The sequence below is a fragment of the Nocardiopsis changdeensis genome (assembly GCF_018316655.1).
In the GTDB taxonomy this organism is placed as follows: Bacteria; Actinomycetota; Actinomycetes; order Streptosporangiales; family Streptosporangiaceae; genus Nocardiopsis; species Nocardiopsis changdeensis.
The window spans coordinates 5,830,856-5,843,862 of sequence record NZ_CP074133.1; the positions used below are offsets into that span (position 1 = coordinate 5,830,856).

A 13,007-nucleotide genomic window follows, 5' to 3' on the forward strand; every position below is an offset into this window, starting at 1 on the left:
GGACGCTCCCGGGGTCTCCCCAGCTGCGGGGGAGGACCCCCACCCCGGGTCAGTAGCGGTGGTCGGGACCGGGCCGCTCCTCGTCCGGCCCGGGGGGCGGCGCGTGGTGGGCGCTGCCCTGGGGCGGCGGTCCGCCGAACGCCGGGCCCGCCGGGGGCCGGCGCGGCTCCTCGTCCTCGTCGAGGAACGCGGCCATGTCCGCGGAGAGGGTCGACTCCTCGACCTTCTCGTTGCGCCACTCCTCGCGCAGCTCCTCGTCCTGGGCCTGGAACACGGCGCCCATGTCGGCGTCGTGGGTGGAGTCGACCGCCTTGGGCGGCGCGTCCCAGGAGGAGGCCAGGAAGGCGCTGTCGTAGGCGTCGTTGCCGTAGTCGCCGGCCTCCTGCGGCCCGGAGGGCGGCCCGGCCGGGTCGATCGCGGGCTCCTCGGGCGGCGGGAGCATGTCAGCGGCGGGCACGGGCACCGGCACCGGGGCGTCGTCGGGCGCGGGGCCGGGGAACACCGAGCCGGCGGGCGCGGGGGCGGGGGCGCCCTCGCGGTCGCTGCCCAGGTAGGACAGGGCGGCGACGGTGAGGGCGGCCAGCCCGGCCCGCAGGGCGGGCTCGCGCGCGGGGGCGAAGAACGGCGAGTGGTTGCTGGGCACGTTGCCGAGCTTCTCGTAGGGCGTGTCGCCGGGGGCGGCGTCCCACACGTCGTGCGGGGTGGCGCCGACGAACCAGAACACGTACGGGATGGGCTGCGGGTCGTCGGGCAGCCCGAAGTACCCGAAGTCCTCGGTGGCCGGGGACGGGTCGGGCAGGTGGATGACGTACTGGTCGCCGAAGTAGGCGCGGTGGGCGGCGGCGACCGCGGACACGGTCTCGGGGTCGTTGCGGGTGACCCCGGCGCCCTGGAAGCGCTCGATCTCGGGCTCGCGAGCGGCGCCGGAGGCGGCGGCCTCGGCGCGCACGATGCGCTCGATGGACTCCTCCAGCCGGGCGGCGACCGCGTCGTTGAGGGCCCGGGTGTTGATCTCCAGGTAGGCCTCGTCGGGGATGATGTTGGCCTTGGTCCCGGCCTGGATGCGGCCGACGGTGAGGACGGCCATCTCGCTGGGGCTGACCTCGCGGGACACCACGCCCTGGAGGCGGGTGACGATGTTGGCGGCGATCAGCACCGGGTCGACGGCGGTGTGCGGCTGGGAGGCGTGCCCGCCCTCGCCGTGCACCCGGATCCGGTAGGAGGCCGAGGAGCCGAGGATGACCCCCGCGCGGTGGGAGATGAGCCCGGCGGGCTGGGGGCCCAGGTGCTGGCCCAGGACGACGTCGGGGCGGCCGAAGCGCTCGAAGAGGCCGTCGGCCAGCATCCTCTGGGCGCCGTCGAGGGTCTCCTCACCGGGCTGGGCGACGATCATCACGGTGCCGGACCATTCCTCGCGGGTCTCCGAGAGGAGGTCGGCGGCTCCGACCAGGCAGGCGGTGTGGGCGTCGTGGCCGCAGGCGTGCATGACGGGGACCTCGGTCCCGGTCTCGTCCTCGGCGCGCAGGGTGCTCGCGTAGGGCAGCCCGGTCTTCTCCTCGACGGGGAGCGCGTCCATGTCGGCGCGGAGCATCACCGTGGGGCCGGGCCCGTTGCGGAGGATGCCGACGACGCCGGTGCCCCCGACGCCCTTGTGGACCTCGTAGCCGGTGCGGGTCAGCCATTCGGCGACGCCGCTGGCGGTGCGGTGCTCCGCGTGGGAGAGTTCCGGGTTCTTGTGGAGATCGACATAGAACCCCTCCACGAGGGGGAAGAGCTCGTCGAGGAGTCGCATGACCACTCCCCCGTGCTGGGCTGCACGGTTGGGGTCCACCGCGTGCGGCACGGTATTCCACCGCCTTCTTCAATACTCGACCGGGCCTGTCGCGCCCGGCGGGCGCCACCTGACGGCACAGCTTATCGGCGCGACCGTCACGCACCCACACTGACATGTTCGTCCCGGTCCGCACCACCGCCGGGGTCCCGAAGTGCGGCCAGGCGACTCGGATGGGTTAAGGTCTGCACACGGAACGGCGTCTTCGCACCCGAAACATGCTCACGTGTCACACGGGTCATTCCGCTCCCCGTTCGCACCAAGGAGCGGGCAGAGACCGGGAGAAGATTCCGCCGAAATCCGGAGAACCGCTGGCGCACCTTCTTACATCACAGTAGGGTAACGCAGCACGATCCGATTCATCCGATGTTCCGGTGCCCCCCTCGCGCGCCACGCGGCACCGCAACGCCCGAACGGCGTGGAACCCCCGCCCGAGTCCCGGAGCGGAACCCGTCGACGCACACGCCCCTGTGAAGTCCACCGACCCCGGAGTCCACTCGTGGCCTCATCCATGACCAGACCGGAAACCGACCGCACGAAGCCCGGGCCCGGCGCCGCCGCCCCGGCCGGCGCAGGCTCGGCGGCCGGGGCGCCAGGCACGGCCCCGTACCGCGACGCCCGCCTGGACAACGCCAAGTTCCTCCTGATCGTGCTGGTCGTCGTCGGCCACGCGATCGAGCCGCTGCGCGACATCCCGGCCGTCAGCGCCCTGTACTACTGGATCTACTTCTTCCACATGCCCGCGTTCATCGTGATCAGCGGGTACCTGTCGAGGTCCTTCGACGGCTCCTCCAACCGCGTGGAGAAGCTGGTCCTGACCGTCGCCGTCCCCTACCTGATCTTCTGGACGATCCACCAGTCCATCTACACCGTCGAGCGGGGCGGCCTGGGCGACTCCCTGTCGCTGCTCAAGCCGACCTGGACCCTGTGGTTCCTCGTCGCCCTGTTCCTGTGGCGGCTGAGCGTGCCGGTGTGGAAGCGGCTGCGGGCGCCGGTCCTCATCGCGTTCGCGATCTCGCTGTTCGCCGCCACCACCAGCCTCAGCGACACCCTGTCCCTGGGCCGCGTGGTGAGCTTCCTGCCGTTCTTCGTGCTGGGCCTGAGCCTGCGCCGCGAGCACTTCCTGTGGCTCGACAGGCTGTGGCTGCGCCTGGCCTCGCTCGTCGTGCTGGGCACCACCGCCGTGCTGGCCGTGCCCATCTCCGACCGGCTCAGCAGCGACTGGCTGTTCTGGCGGGACAGCCTGACCGACCGCGACATCGACCCGCTGATGCCGAGCCTGGGCATCCGGCTGGCCTTCATGGGCCTGGCCCTGGCGATGACCGTCGCGTTCCTGGCGCTGACCCCCAAGAGGCGGACCTGGTTCACGGACCTGGGCGCCTACACCCTGTACGTCTTCCTGGGCCACTCGGTGGTGCTCATCCTCCTCAAGGCGTCGCCCTGGTACGACGTCATGGACAACCTCACCGGCGCGGCGATCACCGTCGGCGTGGGCCTGGCGTTGGCGCTGCTGCTGTGCACCCCGTGGGTGCGCGCGGCCATGCGCTGGGCGGTCGAGCCGCAGATGTCCTGGTTCCTCAAGCGCGAGGAGCCCGCCCCGGCACCGGCCCCGGCGGCCTCCTCGGCCCCCGCCGCGGACGGCGGCGGGCAGGGCGACGGCCACCGGGAGAAGCCGGTCGCGGGGGTCTGACCCCCGCTCCCCGGTACGGCGGACACGACGGGGAAGGGGCGGTGCGCACCGGCGCACCGCCCCTTCCCCGTCCCCGGACCCGGCAGGATCGGGTCAGCTGCCGCCGACCCGGTCCTGCTGCGGGACCGCGCCGGCGGCGATCAGCTCGCGGCGGCGCACCTCGAAGCGGCGGGTGTCCTTCCACAGGCGGGCGACCAGCACGACCTCGAAGAAGCCCAGCGCCAGCACGGAGAACACGGCGATCGGGATGATGAGGCTGTTCAGCGGGGTGAACAGGGAGACCAGCACCGTGACCGGGGCGACCACGCACAGGAACATCTCGTACTCGATGCCGCTGAACAGGTGCGGGCGCACGCGGTGGCTCAGCAGGAAGTGGCGCACCCGGCCGTAGAGCCCGCTCGGCGCCGGGGCCTGCGCCGGGACGGCCGCGCCGGGCACGGAGTCGCCCTCGTCGTCCTCGGGGCCCCCGCCGCCCAGGACCGAGGCGGCGTCGGCGCGCAGCGTGTCGGTGTCGCCGGCCAGCTCGGCCAGGGTCTGGTTCATCCCGCGGCGGGTCTTGGCGACCTGGGAGCCGTTGAGGTAGCGCAGCAGGTCGAAGAACACGATGACCGGGGCCGCGATCAGGTAGGCGACCTGGTCCGTCACCAGCCACTGGCCGATGAGCAGCGCCATGACGCAGCCGAAGAACCGGATGCGGTCGAACACGAAGTCGACCCAGCTGCCGAAGACCGTGCCGGTGCCCTTCAGGCGGGCGATCTTGCCGTCCATGCAGTCCAGCACGAAGCTGAGGTGGAACAGCAGGGCGCCCAGCACCATCCAGGCCCAGTCGGCGCCGATCCCCGACACCGGCATGACGAAGCTCACCGCGGACAGCAGGCCCAGGACCCCCGCCCCCAGGGTCAGCTGGTTGGGGGTGATGTCGGTGCGGTTGGCGGTCCACACCACCAGTCGACCTGCGAGCGGGTCGACCAGGAAGACCGTCCACCAGGCGTCCTTCGCCTTGTAGGTCTCTTCCTTCACCTGCGCGAACGTGAAACGCGGCATGCGTGTGTCTCCAGGGAAGCGACGCCCCGCACCCGCACCCTGCGACAGCGGTCTGCCAGGGGCCGGGGGAGGGGCCGTGTCAGCGGGAATCGAGTCATCATGCCAGATGGGGGGTCGTCCGAGCCAATCGGTGACGGCATACTTGACTGGTAAGAGGGGGATCAACAGGCGGCCGTGTGCGCTGGCACCGGATGGTCCACCCCCTTCGGTCTCGACCGAGGTAGAGGCATTGCGTTTTCTCAACGACCAGGCGCCCCAGCAGGACCTGACCTACAGCGACGTGTTCATGGTCCCGAACCGGAGCGCCGTGGGCTCCCGGCTCAGCGTGGACCTGTCCTCGCCGGACGGCACCGGCACCACCATCCCGCTGGTGGTGGCGAACATGACGGCGGTCGCGGGCCGCCGGATGGCCGAGACCATCGCCCGGCGCGGCGGTGTCGCGGTCATCCCGCAGGACATCCCCATCGAGGTGGTCTCCGACGTCATCGCCTGGACCAAGCAGCGGCACCTGGTCCACGACACCGCGATCACCCTGAACCCGGGCAGCACCGTGGGCGAGGCCCTCAACCTGCTGCCCAAGCGGGCGCACAACGCGGTCATCGTCGTCGACGAGGCCCGCCGCCCCGTCGGCGTGGTCACCGACGCGGACTGCGCGGGCGTCGACCGCTTCTCCCAGCTGCGCGACGTCATGTCCACGGAGCTGGTGACCATCCCGGTCGACACCGAGCCCGAGGCGGCGTTCGCGATCCTGCACGACTCCCGGCACCGGCTGGCGCCGGTGGTGGACGGCGACGGCGCCCTGGTGGGCGTGCTGACCCGCACGGGGGCGCTGCGCTCCACCCTGTACAAGCCGGCCGTGGACGACCGGGGCCGCCTGCGGGTGGCCGCGGCCGTCGGCATCAACGGCGACGTGGCGGGCAAGGCCGCCGACCTGCTGGCCGCCGGGGTGGACACCCTGGTGATCGACACCGCGCACGGCCACCAGGAGAAGATGCTGTCCGCGATCGCCAAGGTGCGGTCGCTGTCGCCGTCGGTGCCGATCGTGGCGGGCAACATCGTCACCGCGCAGGGCACCCGCGACCTCATCGAGGCCGGGGCCGACATCGTCAAGGTCGGTGTGGGCCCGGGCGCGATGTGCACCACCCGCATGATGACCGCGGTGGGGCGCCCCCAGTTCTCCGCGGTGCTGGAGTGCGCGGCGGCCGCGCGCGAGCTGGGCGGGCACGTGTGGGCGGACGGCGGTGTGCGCCACCCGCGCGACGTGGCCCTGGCGCTGGCCGCCGGTGCGTCCAACGTGATGATCGGCTCCTGGTTCGCGGGCACCTACGAGTCGCCGGGCGACGTCATGCGCGACGCCGAGGGCCGCCAGTACAAGGAGAGCTTCGGCATGGCGTCGGCGCGCGCGGTCCGGCTGCGCACCGCCGACGACTCGCCGTTCGAGCGGGCCCGCAAGGCGCTGTTCGAGGAGGGCATCTCCACCGGCCGCATGTACCTGGACCCCGAGCGCCCGGGTGTGGAGGACCTGATCGACCAGATCATCGCGGGTGTGCGCAGCTCCATGACCTACGCGGGCGCGAGCTCGCTGGAGGAGTTCCACGAGCACGCCGTGGTCGGCGTGCAGAGCTCGGCGGGCTACGCCGAGGGGCGCCCGGTGCCCACCAGCTGGTGACCCGCCGCCGCGGGTGAACCGACGGACCCCGGGGAGGCGCCGCGGCGCCTCCCCCTTCGCGTCCCGGGGCCGGCCCTACTCCTCCGACGCGGTGCGGGCGGCCAGGACCTCCTTGCGGTGCTCGCCGCACAGCCGGTCGGCGTGGCGGACCGGCTCGGGCACCCGGTACTTGGGCGACAGGCGCAGCACCAGGTCGGCGGCGCCGTCCAGGTCCACCCGGTGGCCGACGGAGACGTAGACGGGCTTGACCCCGGCGCGGGTGCGCAGGACCCGGCCGATCACCTCGGCTCCGCCGGCGGCCAGGGCGGCGGAGTCGGGGACGACCTCCGAGCGCCCGGCGACCATGGGCGTCCACGACCCACGCTCCCGCCCCGGCTCCGAGTGCCTGCCGTAGAGCACCGACTTGGCCGAGCCGACGACCGGCAGGTCGAGCAGGACCCCCAGGTGGGAGGCGACCCCGAAGCGGCGCGGGTGGGCCAGGCCGAACCCGTCGCACAGGTACACGTCGGGTGTGGTCTCCAGCCGCCCGAGGGCCTCCAGCACGGGCGGCAGCTCCCGGAAGGAGAAGAGCCCGGAGATGTAGGGGAAGGACACCTCGGAGGCGATGGCGACCGACTCCACGACCTCCAGGGTGGCGGCGTCCAGGACCACGGCGGCCGCCGAGAGCGCCGAGTCGTCCTTGGCGTAGCTGACGTCGAGCCCGGCGACCGTGCGGACCGCCGACGCGTCCAGCGGTTCCGCGCGCACCCGGCCGGCCATGCGGCGCTGGAGCGCCACGGCCTCCTTGGGATCGCTCGGCCAGTTCTCCGGGTCGTCCAGGATCCGGCCGACCCGTTCGGCGATGTCCGACACCCGACGCCTCCCCTCGCTTCGACGCGGCCCGCCGGAGGCGGGCCCCTCCCCCATACAACCGCACCCGGGCCGGGATCCGGCACAGGGCGGGCCGTCCGTCAAATCCTCATGTGTTCCCGCCGCCGCAGCGTGCGTCGCGTTGTGCGCGGAGTCACGGCGTCGGATGCTCGGAGCGGCGGGCCGGGGCGGTACGGTGAACCCGCTGGTTTTGCACTGACCAGTCAGTTCAAAAAGGAGGCGGAGAATGCGTCTGGCCACCGGGGCCCGGGTCGTGGCGGAGGACGTCGCGCTGGTCACCCGCGAGGGTCCCGTGTACACGGGTGTGGACTTCACCGCGCGGCCGGGGACCCTCACCGTGTTCCAGGCCGACTCCGGCGGCGGGCGCAGCGCCCTGCTGCTGACCCTCACCGGCCGTATGCGGCCCACCTCGGGGACCGTGTACGTGGACGGCCACGAGCTGCCCCGGCGGGCGCGCCGGGTGCGCCGGATCAGTGCGCTGGGTCTGATGACCGAGGTCAACTCCCTGGACGAGCGGCTGCGGGTGGGCGAGCACCTGTCCGAGGCGGCGCTGCTGCGGTTCCGTCCCGCCGCGCGGGGGCTGGCCGACTTCGCCCTGGAGGCCGCCGACCTGGAGGACCTGGACCGGCGCACCCTGGTCAAGGAGCTGGACGCGCTCCAGCGCCGCCGCCTGGGCGTGGCGTTGGCCCTGATGGCCGAGCCCCGGCTGCTGGCCGTGGACGACGTGGACGGCGGGCTGTCCGACGAGCACCAGGCGCTGATGTGGCGCAGCCTCAAGCGGCTGACCGACGCCGGGCTGACCGTGATCGCCACCTGCGCCGACGCCGACGCCCTGGCCGAGGTCGCCGACACCGACACCCAGGGGCCGCTGCCCATCGACCAGGGCGACCCCCCGGACGGGGACGCCGGGGACTCCGAGGACTCCGGGGAGGGCGGGGAGATGCGCCTGTCCGAGCTGTTCGCCGACCGCGGGACCGCCGCCGGCGCCGAGGGAGAGGACGGGGACGACCGCCGTGACCGATGAGACCACCCGCCCCCGGTACCGCCCCTTCGCGGTCCCCCGCCTGGGACTGCTCACCGTGCGGTCCTTCCTCCGCTCCCCGCTGCCCACCGCTGCGCTGGCCGCCCTGCTGCTCATCCCCCTGCTCTACTCCGGCATGTACCTGTGGTCCTTCTGGGACCCCTTCGGCCGGATGGAGCACCTGCCCGTCGCCCTCGTCGACGAGGATCGCCCCGTCGTGGTGGACGGCGAGGAGGTGAACGCGGGCGAGGAGCTGGCCGACACCCTCGTCGAGCGCGGCGACCTCGACTGGCACCTCGTGGACGCCCAGGAGGCCGCCCGCGGGGTCACCGAGGGCGACTACTACGTGTCCCTGACCATCCCCGAGACCTTCAGCGCCGACCTGACCTCGCCCTCCCGCGACCGCGAGCGACCGGTGCAGGCGATGCTGATCGCCCACTACAACGACGCCAACAGCTTCGTCGTGCGCCAGCTGGCGGGCTCGGCCTTCAAGGAGGTCCGCGACGCCGCCGAGCAGACCGCGATCAAGGGCTACCTCGACCAGATCTTCCTGGGCTTCAACGAGATCCACGGCAAGACCGAGGAGGCCGCCGAGGGCGCCGGGATGCTGTCGGAGGGCGCGGGCGACGCCTACGAGGGGTCCGGCGAGCTGTCGACCAACCTGGGCACCGCCCACGAGGGCATGGGCGAACTGGACACCGGGCTGGGCGAGCTGTACGCGGGCTCGCGGAGCCTGGCCACCGGCGCCTCGACCGCCTCGACCGAGGTGTCCGCGCAGGTCGAGAAGATCGACGAGCTCGCCGACGAGTGGCTGCCCCGGTTGGAGGAGGACGCCCCCGACATCCAGGAGCGGGCCGAGCTGGTCGCCGACCTCTCCGGCGGCCTGGCCGACCTCCTGCACGAGCTCCCCGAGGAGATCGACACCGCGGGGCTGGAGGAGCTGGACGGGCGGCTGGACGCCTACCTGCGGGAGCACCCGGAGCTGGAGACCGAGCAGCCCGACCTCTACCTGCTGCTGTGCGACCTCCAGGAGGGGATGGGCATCGCGCTGTCCACGGCGACGTTCGTCGAGGACAACCGCGAGGACATCGTCTCCGCCGCCGACGAGGCGGCCGACCTGAGCGAGAAGGCCGCCGAGCTGGCCGAGGACCTGCCCGGGTACATCGAGGACGCCGAGGACGCCCGCGAGAAGCTCGACGAGCTGGACGAGGGCCTGGAGGAGCTGGCCGAGGGCGCCGGGGAGCTGCGCGACGGCCTGAAGGAGGCGTCCACCGCCTCCGGCGAGCTCGACGAGGGCCTGGGGCTGCTCAGCGAGGGCTCCGGCGAACTCCACGAGGGGCTGGGCGAGCTGTCCGAAGGCTCCGACGAGCTGGCCGGCGGGCTGGAGGACGGGGTCGGGGAGATCCCCACCTACAGCGACGCGGGCCGGGAGAACGCGGGCGACATGATGAGCGCCCCGGTCCGGCTGAGCAGCGAGATCGACAACGAGGCCCCCGACTACGGCACCGGGTTCGCGCCGTTCTTCGTCCCGCTGTCCCTGTGGGTGGGCGCGATGGTGGTGTTCATGGTGCTGCCGGCGCTGTCCACGCGCGCCCTGGCCTCCTCCGCCCCCTCCTGGCGGGTGGCGCTGGCCGGGCGGATCGCCCCGATGCTGCTGGGGTTCGGGCAGGTGGCCGTCATGATGGCGGCGCTGCACCTGCTGCTGGGGCTGCAGTCCTGGAACTGGCCGGTGCTCATCGCGTTCCTGCTGCTGACCGCCGCGGCGTTCGCCGCCACGGTCCAGTACCTGAACGTGCGGTTCGGCGCGGCCGGGCGGGTGGTGGCGCTGGCGCTGCTGGTGCTCCAGCTGACCTCGGCCGGCGGCACCTACCCGATCGAGACCAGCCCGTCGTTCTTCCAGGCGATCGGCCCCTACCTGCCGCTGCACTGGGGGGTGACCGCCCTGCGCAACCTGACGGGCGGCGGCGACCTGGACCTGGTCTGGCCCGCGTTCGGGGTCATGGCCCTGTGGCTCGTCGTGCCCCTGCTGCTGACCTGGATGACCGTGGACCGCAAGAGGGTGTGGACGATGAGCGCCCTGTACCCCTCCCTGAAGCTCTGAACAGGGCCGTGGGAGCGATGCCCGCGGCGGCGCCGGAGGAGTTCCGGTGCCGTTCGGGGGCAGAATGGACCGGATGAGTGTGAGCACCCCCGACCGACCCGTGAGCAACCGCCGCGAAGCCACCCGCAGGCGGCTGTTCGAGGCCGCCGTGACCCTGATCTCCGAGCAGGGGTACGGCGCCACCACCGTCGACGAGATCGCCGAGCGCGCGGGCGTGGCCAAGGGCACCGTCTACTACAACTTCGGCGGCAAGAGCGAGCTCTACACGGCGCTGATGGAATGGGGCATCACCCGGCTGGCCGACACCCTCAAGGAGGCGGCGCCCGACCCGGACGCCGACCCGGCCGAGGCGCTGACGGCGGTCCTGCGGGCCGGGGTGGAGTTCATCGGAGCGCACGAGGCCCTGGCCCGGCTGCTCATGGCCGAGGCCTGGCGGACCAACCGGACCTGGTACACCACGGTCCGCCAGATCCGCACGGAGGCGATCGGCGTCGTCACCGCGCGCCTGGACGCGCTGGCCGCCATCGGACGGCTCCGGCCGGACCTGGACACCGGGCTTGCGGGATCCGCACTGTTCGGCATGGTGGTGACGGTGGCCCTCGACTGGCGGACCCTCCAGCCGGACCGGCCGGCGGAGGAGGTCCACGCCACCCTGACCCGGATGGTCCACGGCCTCCTGGGGACGTCCGACTCCCCCGCAGACCCCTGAGAGGACGCCTGACATGGCCTCGCTGTACCCGCTGCTGCCCTTGCTGTCCGGGCTGGTCATCCTGGCGGTGGTCACCCGCGACACCCGGCTGGAGCTGCGCCTGATCCGCCACGGGGTGCGCGCCAAGGGGCGGGTCATCGGCTACCGCGAGACCTCGACGGCCTCGCGGATGGTCGTGCAGTTCCGCACCGAGGACGGCCGGGAGGTGCACGCCGAGCACGAGAACACGGGGTGGACGGCCTCGCGGGCGGGTGAGATCGTCACCGTCTCCTACGACCCCGAGACCCCGGAGCTGGCCCGCATCGTGTCGGCGCCCTGGCTGTCGCACTGGGTGCGCGGCATGTTCGCCGCCCTGGGCGCGATCCTGGTCGCCGCCGGGGTGCTGCTGGGCTACCTCGCCTGGGACCTCGACTGGGACCCGGGAAGCTAGGGCCTGTTCTTCGGGTGTTCTCCTGTGCTACCGGGGGGTTCGTGAGGCGCCCGGCGGGGTTCTGGAGGCCCCGGAGGAGCGGTCCGAGGAACGAGGACCGCGACGGAGGGGCCGAAGGTTCCCGCCCTCAGGGGGCGCCGAACAAGGTGGCCGGGCTGCGGCCGCAGGCCGTCCGTTGAGGGTGGTGGCGGGCGACGGGCGGGCCGAAGCGCAGCGGAGGTTCACAAGGACACGGCCCGGGCCGCGGCGGGTTCGCGGGGCTCGGAGTAGCGGACCAGGCGGGACGGCAGCGAGCCGTCGGTGATCGCCCGGGTGCGCACGCGGGTGCCGCACAGCAGGTCGGCCAGGCCGACCCGGTCCGGGCGGACCAGCGCCGAACTGGCGTGCACCACCACGACGGCGAGCGCGATCCACGGGTGGCCGAACGCGGTGAGCAGCGCCACCGGGGCGGTGAGCAGCGCGGTGCGCGCCAGCACCCGCGGGCGGGAGGCGGGGGCCGGGCGGGCGGGCTCGGTGAGCGCCAGCCGGACGGCGGCGCGGCCGGGGGTGCAGCGGTCCCGGCGCACCTGCGGCACGAACACCCCGAAGACGGCGGCGGTGCCCAGCAGCACGGCGGTGCGGACGTGCCCGTCGGGGTCGGAGCCGATCACGCCCACGGCGGTCATGGCGGCGGTCAGGGTGCCCGCCCCGTACCACCACAGGCCCAGGTCGAGCAGGGTGCCCAGGGTGCGGCGGGTGAGGTCGGGCGCGACCCGGTCGGGCACCGCGCCCGGCCAGCCGCGGGTGTCGCCCCAGGGCCACAGCGGCAGCAGGAACCGGGCGAGCAGCCAGCCGGCGGCGGTCCCCGCGGCGCCGAGCGCGACGAACAGCGGGGACGCCTCGGCGTAGGCGCAGGGGTACACGCCCAGCAGGCCGGTGCCGCGGACGGCGTCGGCGGCCAGGGCCAGGCCCGTCCCCAGCAGCAGGGTGACGACCGGGCCGCGGCGGAAGCGGTCGCGGGCCAGCCAGCCGACGGGCAGGAAGAGCGCGAAGGCCAGGACCGGTCCGTACCGCTCGGCGGCCCCCTGTCCCGCCCCGGGCGAGCACAGCCCGTCGACGGCGGCGGGCAGCGGCCAGACGGCGTAGGCGGCCAGGGCCAGGCCGGCCGCCAGCGCGGCGAGGCTGGCGCGGCCGGGGCGGCCGTACAGCCGGCCGTAGCGCCGGTGCTGTCCGCGCAGGTAGAGGGCGGCGGCGAGGAGGACGAGCAGGGGAACGGCGACGACGGCCACGTCCACGGCCCCCTGCCCGGTGCCGAACGGTCGGATCACGCGCACTGCCCTCCCTGCTCCCTGTCCAGGGCGCAACGGTAGTACGCCGGGCGACTCTCCGGGTGTCGAACGCCGCTTTGAACCGATATGGTCGCTTTCGAACGTCGTCACACGGAGCACTTCTTGCACTTCGCTCCGCAATATGTGACATTCGCCCTATAGGCCCCCAGGGGCCGCCCACCCCAATAGTCCCGACCCTCCAGGCGGACGTTCCGCCTCGTCATGGCAGACTGCCTCCACCACCCGGATATTTCGTCGTTTCTCTGCCGAGATACGATCCCCGACGCCGAAATGCCGCGTTTGTGGTTACCCTGCGGTAGGTCCCGTGTCGCGAC

The 13,007-nt window shown here is 73.2% G+C and carries 10 protein-coding genes; 6 read left to right on the top strand and 4 right to left on the bottom strand.

What is annotated here, in order from left to right:
* Nucleotides 1-49: 49 nt before the first annotated feature.
* Entirely contained in the window at nt 50-1,792 is a 1,743-nt protein-coding gene (locus KGD84_RS26280; protein WP_220563032.1) for an amidohydrolase, read from the bottom strand.
* Between the two features lie 550 nt (nt 1,793-2,342).
* Between KGD84_RS26280 and KGD84_RS26285 the strand changes: the two genes are divergently transcribed.
* Nucleotides 2,343-3,521 (top strand): acyltransferase family protein, encoded by a 1,179-nt coding sequence (locus KGD84_RS26285; RefSeq protein ID WP_220563033.1) that lies wholly within the window; start codon nt 2,343-2,345, stop codon nt 3,519-3,521.
* A gap of 93 nt (nt 3,522-3,614) precedes the next feature.
* On the opposite strand, the gene KGD84_RS26290 is transcribed toward KGD84_RS26285, so the two are convergent.
* A complete protein-coding gene (locus KGD84_RS26290; protein ID WP_220563034.1) occupies nt 3,615-4,565 on the bottom strand; it encodes a CDP-alcohol phosphatidyltransferase family protein in 951 nt (316 codons plus the stop codon).
* A 229-nt stretch (nt 4,566-4,794) separates the two neighbouring features.
* On the opposite strand from KGD84_RS26290, the gene KGD84_RS26295 reads away from it, so the two are divergent.
* Nucleotides 4,795-6,234 (top strand): GuaB1 family IMP dehydrogenase-related protein, encoded by a 1,440-nt coding sequence (locus KGD84_RS26295; protein WP_220563035.1) that lies wholly within the window; start codon nt 4,795-4,797, stop codon nt 6,232-6,234.
* Nucleotides 6,235-6,309: 75 nt separating this feature from the next.
* Here the strand turns inward: KGD84_RS26295 and KGD84_RS26300 are convergent, their stop codons facing one another.
* Nucleotides 6,310-7,086 carry an endonuclease V gene (locus KGD84_RS26300; protein WP_220563036.1) on the bottom strand — a complete coding sequence of 259 codons (777 nt, stop codon included), beginning with the start codon at nt 7,084-7,086 and terminating at the stop codon, nt 6,310-6,312.
* A 244-nt stretch (nt 7,087-7,330) separates the two neighbouring features.
* On the opposite strand from KGD84_RS26300, the gene KGD84_RS26305 reads away from it, so the two are divergent.
* The 4 genes from KGD84_RS26305 (at nt 7,331) to KGD84_RS26320 (ending at nt 11,365) form a co-directional block, all read left to right on the top strand.
* Nucleotides 7,331-8,128, top strand: a complete 798-nt coding sequence (locus KGD84_RS26305; RefSeq protein WP_220563037.1) for an ATP-binding cassette domain-containing protein — start codon at nt 7,331-7,333, stop codon at nt 8,126-8,128.
* On the top strand, nt 8,118-10,226 hold the full coding sequence (locus tag KGD84_RS26310; protein ID WP_255646815.1) for a YhgE/Pip domain-containing protein: 2,109 nt from the start codon (nt 8,118-8,120) through the stop codon (nt 10,224-10,226). The genes KGD84_RS26305 and KGD84_RS26310 overlap by 11 nt, the downstream gene beginning before the upstream one ends.
* Before the next feature lie 73 nt (nt 10,227-10,299).
* Entirely contained in the window at nt 10,300-10,935 is a 636-nt protein-coding gene (locus KGD84_RS26315; RefSeq protein WP_370634594.1) for a TetR/AcrR family transcriptional regulator, read from the top strand.
* A gap of 13 nt (nt 10,936-10,948) precedes the next feature.
* A complete protein-coding gene (locus KGD84_RS26320; protein ID WP_220563039.1) occupies nt 10,949-11,365 on the top strand; it encodes a DUF3592 domain-containing protein in 417 nt (138 codons plus the stop codon).
* Between the two features lie 221 nt (nt 11,366-11,586).
* On the opposite strand, the gene KGD84_RS26325 is transcribed toward KGD84_RS26320, so the two are convergent.
* Nucleotides 11,587-12,672 carry an antibiotic resistance protein VanZ gene (locus KGD84_RS26325; protein WP_220563040.1) on the bottom strand — a complete coding sequence of 362 codons (1,086 nt, stop codon included), beginning with the start codon at nt 12,670-12,672 and terminating at the stop codon, nt 11,587-11,589.
* Nucleotides 12,673-13,007 lie beyond the last annotated feature (335 nt).